Origin of the sequence: Moorena sp. SIO1F2 (assembly GCF_010672755.1) — a bacterium.
Lineage (GTDB): Bacteria > Cyanobacteriota > Cyanobacteriia > Cyanobacteriales > Coleofasciculaceae > Moorena.
The window spans coordinates 1-15,420 of sequence record NZ_JAAHFV010000135.1 but is presented as its reverse complement, the minus strand read 5'-3'; the positions used below and the strand labels follow the sequence as shown (position 1 = coordinate 15,420).

At 44.4% G+C, this 15,420-nt stretch carries 12 protein-coding genes; 7 read left to right on the top strand and 5 right to left on the bottom strand.

The features are described 5' to 3' along the window. On the bottom strand, positions 1–398 hold a 398-nt coding region (locus F6J94_RS17140; RefSeq protein WP_293042543.1), incomplete at its 3' end, for an FHA domain-containing protein. A gap of 280 nt (positions 399–678) precedes the next feature. Then, positions 679–3,066: a cation-translocating P-type ATPase gene (locus F6J94_RS17135; protein ID WP_293042530.1), complete on the bottom strand. Its 2,388-nt coding sequence runs from the start codon at positions 3,064–3,066 to the stop codon at positions 679–681. Positions 3,067–3,674: 608 nt separating this feature from the next. On the opposite strand from F6J94_RS17135, the gene F6J94_RS17130 reads away from it, so the two are divergent. Both F6J94_RS17130 and F6J94_RS17125 read left to right on the top strand, forming a co-directional pair. Then, positions 3,675–4,781 (top strand): peptidoglycan-binding protein, encoded by a 1,107-nt coding sequence (locus F6J94_RS17130; protein ID WP_293042526.1) that lies wholly within the window; start codon positions 3,675–3,677, stop codon positions 4,779–4,781. A 243-nt stretch (positions 4,782–5,024) separates the two neighbouring features. Beyond that, positions 5,025–6,338 carry an N-acetylmuramoyl-L-alanine amidase gene (locus tag F6J94_RS17125; protein WP_293042522.1) on the top strand — a complete coding sequence of 438 codons (1,314 nt, stop codon included), beginning with the start codon at positions 5,025–5,027 and terminating at the stop codon, positions 6,336–6,338. A gap of 89 nt (positions 6,339–6,427) precedes the next feature. On the opposite strand, the gene F6J94_RS17120 is transcribed toward F6J94_RS17125, so the two are convergent. Next, complete coding sequence (locus F6J94_RS17120) at positions 6,428–8,038, bottom strand: type II CAAX endopeptidase family protein (protein ID WP_293042515.1); 1,611 nt, start codon at positions 8,036–8,038, stop codon at positions 6,428–6,430. Positions 8,039–8,268: 230 nt separating this feature from the next. On the opposite strand from F6J94_RS17120, the gene F6J94_RS17115 reads away from it, so the two are divergent. The 4 genes from F6J94_RS17115 to F6J94_RS17100 all read left to right on the top strand — a co-directional run bounded on the left by F6J94_RS17115 (position 8,269) and on the right by F6J94_RS17100 (position 12,282). Then, on the top strand, positions 8,269–9,618 hold the full coding sequence (locus F6J94_RS17115) for a histidine phosphatase family protein (protein WP_293042510.1): 1,350 nt from the start codon (positions 8,269–8,271) through the stop codon (positions 9,616–9,618). Between the two features lie 213 nt (positions 9,619–9,831). After that, entirely contained in the window at positions 9,832–10,128 is a 297-nt protein-coding gene (locus F6J94_RS17110) for an acylphosphatase (RefSeq protein WP_293042506.1), read from the top strand. 300 nt (positions 10,129–10,428) lie between these two features. Then, positions 10,429–11,790, top strand: a complete 1,362-nt coding sequence (locus F6J94_RS17105) for a zinc ribbon domain-containing protein (protein WP_293042503.1) — start codon at positions 10,429–10,431, stop codon at positions 11,788–11,790. 183 nt (positions 11,791–11,973) lie between these two features. Then, positions 11,974–12,282: a hypothetical protein gene (locus tag F6J94_RS17100; RefSeq protein WP_293042500.1), complete on the top strand. Its 309-nt coding sequence runs from the start codon at positions 11,974–11,976 to the stop codon at positions 12,280–12,282. A gap of 37 nt (positions 12,283–12,319) precedes the next feature. On the opposite strand, the gene F6J94_RS17095 is transcribed toward F6J94_RS17100, so the two are convergent. Then, positions 12,320–12,730 (bottom strand): J domain-containing protein, encoded by a 411-nt coding sequence (locus tag F6J94_RS17095; protein WP_293042497.1) that lies wholly within the window; start codon positions 12,728–12,730, stop codon positions 12,320–12,322. 633 nt (positions 12,731–13,363) lie between these two features. Between F6J94_RS17095 and F6J94_RS17090 the strand changes: the two genes are divergently transcribed. After that, positions 13,364–14,539, top strand: coding sequence for a pyridoxal phosphate-dependent aminotransferase (locus F6J94_RS17090; protein WP_293042492.1), 1,176 nt, complete (start codon positions 13,364–13,366; stop codon positions 14,537–14,539). A gap of 110 nt (positions 14,540–14,649) precedes the next feature. Here the strand turns inward: F6J94_RS17090 and F6J94_RS17085 are convergent, their stop codons facing one another. Further along, the gene (locus tag F6J94_RS17085) at positions 14,650–15,102 is read right to left on the bottom strand and encodes a helix-turn-helix domain-containing protein (RefSeq protein ID WP_293042487.1); all 453 of its coding nucleotides are present in this window, start codon (positions 15,100–15,102) and stop codon (positions 14,650–14,652) included. Between the last annotated feature and the right edge of the window lie 318 nt (positions 15,103–15,420).

The window sequence follows — 15,420 nt, the reverse complement described above, 5'->3', positions numbered from 1 at the left end:
ATTAGGGTAATATCATACTCATCCATTTGATCTACTGGATCAGTTGGGGTATTCTCTCGCTTCAGTAGATAATATTTAGCACTGACCTTAGGTGCGAAAATTACCTCATCTTCATCTTCGAGATCATGGGCTTGAAGCTTACGACCATTGATTAAAATGCCATTGGAACTAGCCTTCCCTTTGAGGTTACCATCAAAAATTCGGTAGTAGGGACTACCATCAGAACGTCTACGCCTTACTAAGGTCGCATGTCGGCGAGACACAAACTTTGAAAACAGGCGGATATCAGACTCTGGATCTCTACCGATAGAATATACCTCATCTTCCAAAGGAATCTGCTTGCTTCCCTTGTCATCCTCAATAATCAATAAATGGTTGTGGTCGGATTGTGTAGCCATGAATCGCTCGTGATCAAAAGGGTAATTGGTTGAGAACAATACTCTTATTTACTTACATTGGCACAGGTCTCAACCAGCTTGCGACTGACTTAAGGACTGATTTACCTAGAAAAATCTCCTGAGTGCTCAGCATTACCTGATTATTCCTTGAATCAATAATAGTAAACTACCAGACGCCAAGCTTACCCTATGGCCGTGGCTTCCGACCACCCAGGATACTGTAGCCTTCTGAAACCTTGCTGCTCTGATGGTCTATTCTAGGTATTCAAGCGAACTTGAACTAATTCCGCAAACGGGTTAGCAGCAGAGAGTTTGTGACAACACTAACTGAGCTGAAAGCCATGAAGGCACCAGCAGCAGCAGGAGAAAGTACTATCCCAAATCCTGGTAGTAGCCCACCAGCCGCTATGGGAATACCCAATATATTGTAACCGAATGCCCAAAACAGATTCTGGCGGATTTTGTTGAAGGTGGCTCGTGATAGGTCTATGGACTTGACCACATCGAGCAAGTTATTTCTGATCAGAATAATTCCTGCTGTTTCCGCTGCCACATCGGTTCCCCCATGCAAGGCAATCCCAACATCAGCTTGTGCTAGAGCTGGACTGTCATTGATGCCATCTCCCACCATAGCGACACAGTGTCCCTGGTCTTGAAGGTTTGCGATCGCATTAGCTTTGCCATCGGGAAGCACCCCAGCGATAACATCTTCTGGCTCTATTGACAAAGTTTTGGCCACAGCAGCCGCTACTTCCGGTCTGTCACCAGTTAGCATCATCACCCGCAATCCCAGGTCTTTGAGGTGTTCTACTGTTTCTTTAGCCTCGACTCTCGGAAGATCATTCACACCAATTAATCCAGCTAGTAGCCCATCAACGGCTACATAAACTACTGTTTTACCCCCATCTGCCAAAGCCTTGACTTCAGCTTGAGCAGTATCACTAATCGTAACATCCTGCTTACTCAACCAGTCTGCACTGCCAAGCACTACCCGTTGGTTTTCTACTAAAGCTGATAGTCCCAATCCTGGTTCTGTGTAAAAATCTTGAGCCCCTAACATCGGTAACTGTTGCTGTTGAGCTTCGGTAACAATTGCCCTACCTAAGGGATGGGATGTGCCACTTTCTGCTGCTGCTGCCAGTTGCAGCAATTGGCTAGCAGAAGATACAGCAATGGTTTTCGTAGCAATCCCGCTCTGTTGATCATTCTCTGTTTCAGGTTGAATCAGCAGGCAATCGGTAACCGTGGGTTGACCCTGAGTTAGGGTACCGGTTTTGTCAAAAACCACAGTATCCAGCCGATGCACCTGTTCTAAAATGTCACCACCTTTGATTAATAAGCCCCGCTTTGCCCCCAGGCTGGTACCGACTAGAATGGCGGTAGGTGTGGCTAGACCCAAGGCACAAGGACAAGCAATCACTAAAACTGCGATCGCTAATTTCAAACTCAACAGTAATGGAGAAGCCGCCATGGTTGACCAGACCTCCGGCCAGATTCTAGTTCCAGCCACGTACCAAAATAGGAACGTTAAAAATGCGATCGCCATCACCCCATAGGTAAAATACCCTGCTACTAAATCTGCTAACTGCTGTACTGGCGCTTTCCGAGTTTGCGCTTCCTCCACTAGTGCTACAATTTGTGCCAAAGTAGTTTCTCTACCAGTACGGGTTGCCTTTACCACCAGCACTCCCGATTTATTCAACGTGCCACCAGTAACCATGTCCCCTGGTTGCTTCAATACTGGTAGAGATTCCCCAGTCAGCATTGACTCATCAATCGATGAGACTCCCGTAATCACTTCCCCATCGACAGGAACTTTTTCCCCAGGTAATATCCTTAACCATTCTCCCACCCGGACTTGCTCCACAGGAATTTCGATCCCCGCTTGATCACCTTCTTTACTGTCTAATGTTCCAATCAACCGGGCTACCTGAGGCTGTAGGGATAGCAAAGACTCAAAGTCAGCAGTAGCTTGATATCTTGCTCCTTGTTCTAAAGTCCGACCTAAAAGAATAAAACCCAGCAACATCACTGGCTCATCAAAGAAACATTCCCATCCCAGGTTAGGGAATAGTAATGCCACACAGCTAGTGGTGTAAGCCGTCACCGCCCCCAGTCCGATCAACGTATTCATATTGGGAGCACCGTGCCACAAACCGCGCCCACCCTCGACTATGATAGAGCGTCCCGGTAATAGTAGCGCTATAGTTGCCAGTCCCCAATGGAACCACAAAGTACTCAATACTGGCAGCATTGGTCCATGGAACCAATGACCGATATGTCCTAATGTAGAGAAGACAATCAGGACAGCAGCAATCACTAGTTGCTGGCGGTATCCTCTGGCTTCTTGCTGATGTCTCTGGGCTGGTGTTAACCTATCCTGGCTCTTAGTTCCCTTTTCAGTTTCAGGTAAACGGGGTTGACTAGGAAACCCTTTTGATGTAAGCAAGTCAGCTAGGACAGTTGGTTGCACCTCACCAGCTTGATACTCTACCACAGCTACCCCAGTTACCAGATTCACACAGGCTTTCGATACCCCAGGGTTACTGCTCAGTTGCCGTTCCACTACACCAACACAACCAGCACATTTCATGCCAGTTACATCTAATGTGATGGTTTCTACAGGCAAAGCTGGTTGGGTTAAGGTAATCTTAGGGGAAGTTGGCATAGATTTTGGCATAGATTTGGTGAACAGCTTCAGTAGATAGTGGCAACCCCTTGAGGATTAAGAGCAACACATGCCTCTTATTTCTAGCTTAGGCTAACAGCTGCTCAACTAGCCTACAGTTAATGTTTTTAATGGTTATCATTATCTAATTGTTGATGTCAATCACGAAAGCAGGACACTTGGAAAAAAAGGTCCGTCAGCTTAGATAATTGAGATATCACTAACTTAAAAGTTTCGACTTAAGGGTGAGATGCTGATTGCATTAACAGGGATTGGGCGTAGCAATCCAGTCGGTAGCTGCTCACTGTCGAATCAAGTATCTACCTTGATCTCCTCTTGACTCTAACTGTTATAAGCGGAGGATTCTGCCCAATTTTGTCAAACATTTGGCCGTAATCCCAGGCTCTAGTATTGAATATGAATATATAGTGGAAGAGTCTTGAGTTTGGTAGGGCTAAGAACAGCTAGCTTGAAACGTCCTAATCACTCCTCCTAGGCAGGAGTTTACTTTAAGTGACAAACACCAATTACCACTTACCAATTACCACTCACCAATCACGACTCACCAATCACGACTACTGCCACCATTTCGTCTATGAGGGAAACTGATGGTCTTATCTTTGAAAATCGTACATGATACCTTCCTAAAACAGCAACCTGTACCCAGCCAGAAGATCGAAAATGAAGAGGATAAAGTTTGGGTAAAAAAAGGCAGGGAACTAGAGCTGCACAGCTGGGTAGACCTCAAAGACGAGAAGTCTTACCTGCGGATTGCTTTTACCAAAGATGAATTTAATGGCAAGAATACCTGGTACGTCTACGAACCCCATGTCGAGGTTTGGGATGATGACAAGCAGTTGTTCCCTAAGAAAATATCCATCAAGGTCAGGAATGTTACCTCCTGCTCCACAGAAGTAGTTCGGGGGCTAGACAAGCAGATTATTGATGAAATGAACCGACTGATCCCAAATGTACTAATCAGCTTTGATGATTTAGATGTGCAACTAGGTCCTGCGGTCTGGGCTATGCTGCAACCCGCTGCCAAAAGAGCCCTCGAACGTGCTATTCAAGACCGGGGCGTTCCCATGGTAGTAAATTCAGCCTATCGCACCATTGCCCAGCAATTAATACTATATAACCACTACAGAAATCGCCGTTGCGGTATTCCTATTGCTGCCCGTCCGTCTCGCAGTAATCACCAAAGTGGTCTAGCCATTGATATTTCAGATTACCTTAGCTGGCGACCTTACCTCCAGAAGTACGGCTGGCGATGGCTCGGTTGGGGGGACCCAGTTCATTTCGACTACGTAGGCAGAGGTACCCGAGACATTCGCGCCCTAGCAGTGCGGGCATTCCAGCGAGTTTGGAACCGCTATAATATCAATGACCGGATTTCCGAAGATGGTTCCTACGGACCATCAACCGAGAGACGACTAAACAATAGTTTTTCAGAAGGGTTTTCGATCTCGGTACCCTCCAAGAAAGAATCTGAGAAGTCAATACAATTTCGGGTACTGCGCCTAAGCCGACCTTATATGAAGGGAGAAGACGTGCGTGCTATTCAACAAGCCTTGGCCAAAGCAGGCTATAGTCTGGATGTGGATGGTGTCTATGGACCAGGTAGTGAGGCAGTTGTAAAGCAGTTCCAACAACAAAACGGTTTAGATGTAGATGGAATTGTCGGCCCAGCAACCCGTGCCAAAATGGGACTTTAATTGAACACCATTGACCCTAACCGAATGGTAATGGTCAATGGCGAAACAATCTATCATTCATTCATTCAGAAGTTCCAGAGGTATTCATCATTCCTAAATCATCATTGATGGTTTCATTTATTATTTCTCCGTAACTGACAATTTAAATGCGAAATGCGTAAGCTATTAGCACGATTTTTTAAAGCAATCTACCGAATTCTTTTTCGACCAAAAAACGGTAAACTAAGGAGAAGAAACCCACCCATGGCACGTATTATAATTTCCGCTGGTCATGACCTCAAAGACCCGGGAGTAGTGGCTTTAGGCACAACAGAGTCTCGGGAAATGATACTTACCCGTAATGAAATTGTTAAAGAGCTGGAATTACGGGGAGTAGATTGTATAGTTGTTCCTGACTCTCTCAGTCGTCGAGACACAATTCGATGGATCAATGCCAATGCTGTGCCTGGTGACGTAGCCTTGGAAATCCATGGTAATGCCTTTAACGGTTCCCTGCGAGGGGCTGAAGCCTTTTACATCTATGGTAACGATGAAAGGCAGCTGGATGCTCAGCTCTTACTGAATGCCTTACTCCAAGAAATTCCTGAACTTCCCAGTCGTGGCATTCAAGCGGATATCCACTCTCCCAATCGGCGCGGCTTATCCTTTTGTCGTCAGGTAGCAGTCTCTTCCGTACTGATGCAGTTGTGTTTTCTCGACAATCCTCAAGACCTAGAGTTACTGCAAAATCAGCGGGAAAAATTTGCCAAAGGGATTGCTCAAGGATTAATTAAATGGAGCGGTCAGACTCCAAAAACTCCTGAGTTTCCTACTATCAATATCTTTATTAAACAACAGAAGTATGACGAAAAAGGGATTTTAATTAATAGCAATGCCTTTATCCCCGTTGATTTAGTGGAAATGCTCGGGATTAGCCTAACTGATCGAGAAAATATTCGCCAAATCAGTTATGGAAATGTTGTCTATGTCAAAGCGGTAGACTTACAGGAGTTTAATATAGCTGCATCCTGGGAAAATCAGACAAAAACTGTTATTTTAAATTCACTTCCCCGCACCTTACTGGAAGATGGTGATCAAATTATGGGGATGGGAAATGCCACTGAAAGCCAATTGAAAGGCTTTCTTGAGAAAAACAATGAAGACGGTTTAAAACAATTTCCTGACTTACCCAGACTTTACATAGAAGAAGCGGAAAATGAGGGAGTGAACCACGATGTTGCTTTCTGTCAGATGTGTCTGGAAACCGATTATTTACGCTTTGGAGGTAAGGTCAAACCTGAGCAGAATAACTTCTGTGGATTGGGTACCGTTGAGGCTAGTGCTGCTGGTGCTACGTTTCCTGACCCGAAAACAGGAGTTAAAGCTCACATTGAGCACCTAAAGGCATATGCCAGTACTGATATGATTAACGAGGTCCCGATAGTAGACCCTCGTTTTGAGTATGTTCCCAGAGGTGTTGCTCCTTCAGTTTATGACTTAGGCAGACGTTGGAATCCAGATTTGGAGTACGGGAATCAGATTATGGTATTTATTAAACAGCTTTATGGTGTTTTTTGAAGGATGAAGCATGTCACAGGTCATACTTCAAACTTAATACTTCACACTTGATACTTCACACTTGATACTTCACACTTGATACTTAATTCTTAACTACTCCCTAAAACAAACAAACTCAGAAGCGTACCACTATTCCAGAGACTATGGAGCAGCATGGGAGCTAGGAGATTACGCGATCGCGTGTAAACGAATCCCAAGACAATTCCCAATGTGGCTAGGGGTAGGACTTCTGAGAGACTCAAATGAGCGATCGCAAAAATCAGACTACTTAATGCGATCGCTCCCCAAACTGGTAGATAACGAGTCAAAGAGGGCAACAAGAACCCTCGAAAGATTATCTCTTCAAACACTGGTGCTGCCACAGCTGCTGTCAGAAAAAATATCGTCAAAGCTATGGTGTCCTGTCCCTCCAAAGCTAGGGGCAACAGTGGGTTACTACCGCCATTTCCTTGCCATAACTGTTGGTTAATCAGAGATACCACAATCACCAAGGGCAGTGCTATCAAATAGCCACCGACTCCCCAGACAATCCAGTTGCTGCGCCACTTGAAGCTAAACCAATCCTCTGGCAGGGGCAAAAAGGGCTTAATGGAAAGATACATCACTAACAAGCCCCCAAATGCCATGATTAGGTAAGTTAGCAACACATAAAAAGCACTCATCTGTACCGTAAAATTAGCTGGGTTAATCCCAACAATTCCCAGTGACAGCCCAATTACAAGGGGTAACAGGAGTTGACCGATGGCGAAAAAACCAAAAATCAACACTTGCCAAATAATTTCCCCATCCCAAGCTGTTTTCCATGGCACATTATGATTCGTTGCTATCAGGGATTGCTTACCTTGAAACAACAACTGACCAACCAAACACACTAAGATTATCAAACCCAATAGGGTGTTAAATCCTGGGATGACAGCGATAATGAATAATTTGACAATTGCTTGTTCAGCCGTTTTTTGTTCTTGGGTTTGGAGTGACAATAGGTCATCTTGGCGCTGCTGCACTTGATACAGCTGACTCAACGCGCGATAGCGGAACCAATTATCTAAATTTTGTTCAATTTTTTGCTCAGCATCTGGTAGTACTAGAGGTGGCTCACTCCATAGACCCATTAATACCCGAGCAGTTTCTAATGAGCCATTAGAGTATGTCTGTGCATCCCAGGTTTGAATAGCAGCATCGGTTTTTCCTTGTTGAGCTTGGAGAATGCCAATACGCAAATCCAGCTTAGCAATCAGTTGTTCGATGTCAGACAATGACTGTTGCAATTGCTGTTGCTGGGAGGGATAGGAGTTTTGGGTCAGGGGAGTAGCTGGTGATTGTGATTGCGCTCCATCCTTCGGTGTGGTTACCTTCCCTATGGAAAATTTTTGGAGTTTGGTCAGAACCTTTGACTGATTGGTCTGAGCCAATTGACGGGCTGTTTCATACTGTTTTTGAGCAGATTGAAACGGCTCAGCACCAATCAAAGCATTACGAGCCACAGTCCAATCTACCTTAGACTCCTGATTAAGCTGCTCAGGTGCAGCAGAATCAGGGTTTGTGTTCTGCCACTCCCAGCCATGAAGTACTAGATTGGTTTGGCGAAGTTCCAGATTAGTTTGAATCTGGGGCTGACCCCAGCTTTCTACCAGAGAAAGGCCAATTCTAGCGATCGCAAAAATCGTCAGTACAATTAAAACCAACCGTTTTATAGTCATCGAACCCCCCAACACACAAGCATTTTGCTCATTAGTTACTAGTTATTTGTTGCTGGTCAACGGACAAGTAACCAATAACTAGTCACCAACTGTACACTGCCACTTTAGGGATAATCTAGCTAGGTTACAATGACCTTGATGATTCGGAATCATCTGAGTATACCCAGTATACATTTGTCACCCTAGCTGACCCGGCTGAACCACACACCTGCTCATGGAGGAATAAGAGATTGGCTACCCGCGTCGTTATTGTCCGTCACGGTCAAAGTACTTACAACATTCAGCAGATCATTCAAGGACGCAGTGATCAGTCAGTCTTGACCGAAAAAGGTCGTGCTGATGCCCAAAAAGTTGGTACTGCCCTCAGTAGCCTCAGCTTTGATGCCATCTACTGCTCCCCTTTACAACGGGCAAAGCAAACCGCAGATATTATCCTATCCTATTTGCCAAACCCTCCCCAGTTACAGCCATCAGATCAGCTGATGGAAATCGATTTACCCCTTTGGCAAAATCTGCAAAAGAATGAAGTTAAGGAAAAATTCCCAGAAGACTACCAGCACTGGAAAGAACGCCCCCATGAATTTTCCATGGTCATTCCCACAGCGGTCGGGTCAAAAGAACATTTTCCCGTGCTTGAACTGTATAAACAAGCAGAGCAGTTTTGGCAAGAGGTTATCCCCCTCTATCAAGGAGGTACGATTTTAATCGTAGCCCATAATGGTATCAATCGCTGCTTAATTAGCAGTGCCATTGGGGTAACTCCTGCTCGTTACCATAGTATCAGGCAATCCAATTGTGGCATCAATGTGCTAAATTTCACTGGTGGTTGGGGAGAAACCGTACAATTGGAATCCCTCAATCAAACCTCCCACTTGGGGGAAACATTGCCAAGAAGGGGAGATATTGACCAAGGGTTGCGTCTGTTGTTGGTGCGCCATGGTGAAACCGATTGGAATCGTGCGTCTCGCTTTCAGGGACAGATTGATGTACCTTTAAATGACAATGGTCGTAAACAAGGACAGCAAGCGGGTGAGTTTCTAAAAGATGTCTCCATTGATTTTGCAGTGAGTAGCCCGATGCTGCGTCCTAAGGAAACTGCTGAAATTATTCTCCAGTCTCACCCCAATGTCAATTTACAAGTTGATGATGGACTCCGGGAAATCAGTCATGGCTTATGGGAGGGCAAATTAGAATCAGAGATTTCCCAAGAGTATGGTGAATTGCTCAATCAGTGGAAAGTTGCCCCAGAAACGGTACAAATGCCAGAAGGAGAGAACCTACAGGATGTTTTGGAAAGAGCAGTGGCATCCTGGAATGGGATGGTTCAATCGGCTACGGCATCTGGTTCAGGATTTCAGACTGGTTTAGTGGTGGCTCATGATGCTATCAATAAAGTAGTACTTTGTGAAATTCTTGGCTTGAGTCCAGCATTAATTTGGAATATCAAGCAGGGAAATGGGGCTGTCAGCGTAATTGATTATCCCCAAGGCTTAGACAAAGCCCCAGTATTGCAAGCGATGAATATCACCACACACCTATCTGGAGGTGTATTGGATAAAACAGCGGCTGGTGCGCTGTAGCTAGACAATACGATCAACTTCCATGCTTTGGAGTAACTATGTTGAAGGTTGGCTGAAGGTTGACCCTAAGCCCAAGTTTTACAGTCAACCTCGCCTCTTTTGGTACGCGTTCACGCTTGTCAGGAAACTCGACCGGGGTCGCACCACTACTTTGGACGCCTAGGGCGAACAACCTTCAACATTAACTTGATGTAGTCAACAGCAAACTGCTAAATGCAAAACTCATCAACACCACACAAGCAAATCCGCACCCATGTTTTCATTTCCGGAAGAGTTCAAGGAGTTGGTTATCGCTACGCTACAATGCTTCAAGCTAAGCATCTAGGGGTGAATGGCTGGGTCAGAAATCTTCTTGATAAGCGTGTGGAAGCAGTGTTTGAAGGTGACGCCGCAGCAGTGCAAGCTATGGTTCGTTGGTGTCATAGCGGGCCGTTAAATGCTGTGGTTGACAATGTGGTGGTTAAGAATGAGACACCAGAAGGTTTGCAGGGATTTGAAATTACGCACTAATCGGTATAGTTGAGCTTGGTTGTAAATCCGTTTTCGTAGCGTGACCGTAGGTCAATCCCATTGATAACTAAAAATTAACATCTATTTAGTCTCGCAACTAAACCCCAATAAATAGGTATAAAACGGTATTTAACTGTACAAAACCGACATTGACATTTTAATAGCGCTAGAGTATAATCAGGAAAGGAGACACACCAGTTGACGATGTAAAAAAAAGTGGGCTATCCCAAAAAACTATCGACTCAAATTGTCCCCGTGGTGGGGATGAGTAAGTCGGTCGAACTTGAGTTGTTGTCTACAATGAAAAAACTAGGCGTCGTTAGGGCTGAGTCTTACAACAAGCTGGGGAGCATTAACCATTGGGGACTGGACTGGAAAAAGGCTATCCCCAAAGTAAAAAGCTTCAGGACTCCCGACACCCTGGGGCTGCCTGCTAAGTTAATGGATTGGACTATCAATGATGTAGCAAAAGCCATTACAGCTCAGCAAGCAGCCTGTATTGATGCGGTGATTAAGAAAATCTACAAGAGGTTTCCAGGAATTGAAAACCAAAAGACCAGAAAAGAACTTTGCCAACAGGTTAAAACTTTAGCAATTCTTGATAATCCACTTCTTCACAGACTGATTAGAAAGGAGTTTCAGCGGGGGCATTCCTGGGTCAAGAACCAGATAGTCTATCAAAAAGTAGGCTATAAGTGCAGAAGGCTCTCTCGCAACACTTATCAGTTAGAGTTAGCTGGATTAAGAAGAGGAAAAAGAAACAAGATAATCGTCAAATCTAATCGCCAAATAAGTGGGCAGATTAGATTAATCTACAGTCAAAATTTCGCAAGATTTGAGATTCATTTTTTAGTAGACCATGGAACTGTTGAAATTCCATCTGAACGTCGGAGCATCGGATTAGACAAGGGATACACGGAGGCTTTCTATGACTCAGATGGTCAGGCACACGGCAAAAATCTAGGTAGATTAACAACCAAGAAGTCCGACAGAATCTGCTCAAAAAACCGCAACAGAGGAAGACTTTGGGCGCTTCACAAGAAGTTAAAAAAAATCGACCCAGCTAAATCGGCTCGAATACTCGAAAATAACCTGACCAGAAAAACGGAAAATCGCCGATACAGAAAAAATCAATCAGAGATAAAGGCGATTATAGGAGCCGCTTCCAAGTCCCTTTTTAAGGGAGAATCTTTAAAAGTATTTGCAGAAGATTTGACACAACCAATCCGAAACAAACGCCAGTCCAAAGCTATGTCCCGCAAGCTCAATAGTTGGATGAAAGGAGAAATACGGGAATCGTTACAAAAATGGGCTGATTGGACTGGCTCGGTTGTTACAGAAGTGCAGCCTAGTTACACGTCGCAAGTTGACTCCGTGACCGGAACCCTTCTAGGGAAAAGAAGCGGGGACAATTTTACCAGGTTTAATGGGGTCGTGTTACAGGCTGACTGGAATGCTGCCAGAAATATCCTTAGTAGAGGTACGGATAAGGATATCACCCGGTACATGAGTAAAGCTGAGGTGCAGGCAGTATTATTGCGTCGTACCGCGCGTTACTTGGAAGGTATGGGACTGAGTCTGCTTGATGCAGTTGAGCTTGGCTGGCTTAACTGCAAACATACCAAAACTCGGGCTTTCAAGCAACTCCTCAACGAGATTTGAGGAACGCCTAGATAGATGAGCGGGAGGCTTGGATCCAATTGCTGAATGACCGCTCCTCACTCAGGCAACAATAAATTGAACCTTGACCGTTTGATACGGGTTTGTTCCAATTAATTACGGTTTAAGAGTATCTCTAGACTAGAAGATTCTAAACTAGTAGATGTCAGGATTATGGAATTTCCTATGTCTACAGAAGATGCTCCCATCAATAGTGCTGTCTTAGTCACCATCATTGGTGAATCAGTAATTCGAGAAAGCCTTGTGAAGCTAATCAAAAGCCACGGGGCTACTGGTTATACTGTTAGTGATGTAAGGGGAGAGGGGGGTCACGGCAGACGCCTAGGAGATATTCCGGGCTACAACACCAATGTTGAAATTAAGACTATCGTATCCCGGGAAGTGTCTGATGCAATTCTGCGTGCTATAGCCGAATACCGGAATCGTCACGCCTTAATTGCCTACCGACAGGATATAGAAACGTTAAGTAATTAAAGCAGCGATCAAGTTATCACAAGTAATTACCAGTCAGTTAATCTAACCAATCATCGATTTTCTGGCTGGGATAGACACGCCTAGACTTTGGATTTCTCTGACTCTTACTGCTAGTGCTACTTTCACTAGCTTCGGTAGTTACAGGATTAACTTCCTGTTTATATAAGTCTGAGTTACGATATTGGTTCTTTAATGGTGATTGCTTCTGGGGTTTAGGCTTGGGGTGTCTATTTTGCCAACCGAGAGTTCTTTGTAAAGAGCGCAATTGGGCATGAGCTTCATTGATTTGTTGTAGCTTGGAGTGAGCTTTCTGTTGTAGCCGGGGATTACCAGAAAAACGGTCAGGATGCCATACCCAGGTCAAATCGAGGTAGCCCTGGTGAATCTCCTCCTGTGAAGCTCCAGGCTCCAGCTCCAGGATTCTGTAGTATTTCTCTACCTCTAACATTTACAATATCCTCTTCCGACAGTGACAGGAAAATCAATTAGTAGACACAAAGAAGCCCAAACAAACTTGTTGGGGCAAATTTCGCGCTGTGATGAAAGCCCTTGAGTCAGTTCCTCACTACCAAAGTGCTGGAAAAAACTCAGGACTTTAACACTCAGCACTGACAAACTTTTACTTTTATAGCTACTTACTTAGTTCAGGATAAAGGCATCTTATTTTGAAATACCTACTCGATCTAAGAGTCATACGCTAAGTAATTTTGCTTATTATTTTTGTAATCTTATTTCAGTAAGGCTTCTAGAATTTAGATGCGTTTTTTCTGCTACTTAGTCAAGTAAACAATAAATTTAAGTCTGAATTAATTGGCAGTAAATTGCAGCAAAAAAACACATCAATTTAAGAAATATATAGTTTCTAGTCTTTAGTTAACGTAAGTTCATGGTTTGACAGCAAACCTCTACAGCATTGATTAGCCCTGATTAGGTAACAAAGGCACAAGGCTGAAAGATAAAATAAATATTAAAAAAAGCTAAAAAAAATCTAAAATTAATTCTGAATGGCTAGCTAGTATGAGAAAATGATAAGATTGTAAAGGCAATCGGATTAACAATTCCTCAGTTATTATTTTTGAGCATGAAGCTGGCATCAAGAGTTGGTCAAGTTACCCCTTCCTTAACTTTAGCCATTGCTGCTAAAGCCAAAGCCATGAAGGCAGATGGGATTGATGTTTGTAGTTTTAGCGCCGGAGAACCGGATTTTGACACTCCCGCTCATATTAAAGCAGCCAGTAAGCAAGCCCTGGATGAAGGAAAGACTAAGTATGGTCCAGCTGCTGGGGAACCGAAGCTAAGAGTTGCGATCGCAAATAAACTGCGCCATGAGAATAACCTGGATTACGATACACACAACGTTATTGTCACCAACGGCGGTAAGCAATCCCTATTCAACTTGATGCTGGCTCTGATTGAAGTGGGAGATGAGGTGATTATTCCTGCTCCCTACTGGCTTTCCTATCCAGAAATGGTAAAGCTGGCTGGTGGCAAACCTGTGATTGTTCCTACAGATGCCACTCAAGGGTACAAAATTACACCGGCTCAGCTCCGTTCATCCATTACACCCCAAACTAAATTATTTATTCTCAACTCTCCGTCTAATCCCACCGGTATGGTTTATACTCCCGCAGAACTAAAAGCCTTGGCGGAGGTAGTGGTAGAGCAAGATATTCTGGTGGTTTCTGACGAAATTTACGAGAAAATTCGCTACGATGGGGCTCAACACCTTAGTATTGGGGCAGTAGGCTCAGAAATATTCAAGCGCACTATCATTAGTAATGGGTTTGCTAAAGCTTTTGCCATGACCGGCTGGCGTATCGGTTATATAGCCGGTCCACTAGAGCTAATTAAAGCAATGACCACGATTCAAAGTCATAGCACCTCTAATGTTTGTACCTTTGCTCAGTATGGTGCGATCGCAGCTTTGGAAGGTTCCCTTGACTGTGTAGAACAGATGCGCCAAGCCTTTGCCCAACGGCGACAGGTGATGTTAGAGCGCCTGACGGCCATGCCTGGACTGACTTGTGTGAAGCCAGACGCTGCTTTCTACTTATTCCCTAACATCAGTCAAACTGGTTTAAGCTCTTTGGAATTTTGCGATCGCTTACTCAGTTCCCAGCAAGTTGCTGCAATTCCTGGTATTGCCTTTGGTGCTGATGATTGTATCCGTCTGTCTTATGCTACGGATATGGCTTCCATTGAGAAAGGGATGGATCGATTGGAAAAGTTTTTGCATCAATTCAATGGCCACGGATAAAATCCCGAAGCTTGCCATAGTTCTGTGATCACAATTTTGTGATCAGTTGTTGCCATTCTCGACAAACTTTGATCTCTGTTTTCTGCTGTCGATAACTAGCAACTTAGCTTTCAACCACGAGCAGGAAAACTACCACCAATGAACTGAACATCACTAAAGGTTTCAATCCACAGACGAGCGCCACAAGCCAGTGGAGTGTCTGGCTGATATACAATCCGACACGGACCGAGGATTTCTACCTGGTTGCCGTATACATTGTTGCCACTTCGTTTTACTGAAATCACTGGCTTGCGCTCTTGAGGACTTTTGTTGATATTCGAGCCAATATGATTGCGGTTGACATTAATCTTTGCTAGAGCCGGAGTACGACTGGTACGCCATTTTCCTTTTGGTCCTCTAGTGCCTTTAATGATTTGAGGCAGATTGTTGAACAGGGGAATAATCCAGAATTTCCCGCTTTTATAGGCACCCCGGACCCGACCCTTCTCTAGGAGTTGGCGCAATCGGCGAGGAGAAATACCTAACAGAGATGCTGCTTCAGTAGTACAAACGCACTTGTTCATTTCTGGATTTAAAAAACTATACCTATAACACTATTATAATTTCAAAGCGCCCTTAGTGTCAAACGTCTAGTAAACTCACCTATAAAGTAGGGTGATTATTAATAACTCACTTTAACGGTAGAGTTATTGCCTAAGTCCCTCAGAAAGTGATCGTTAGGGATGCGTGTAGGAATTGTGATAATTTTTCTTTTCTACTCCCTACTCCCTACTCCCTACTCCCTACTCCCTACTCCCTACTCCCTACTCCCTACTCCCTACTCCCTACTCCCTACTCCCTACTCCCTACTCCCTACTCCCTACTCCCTACTCCCTACTCCC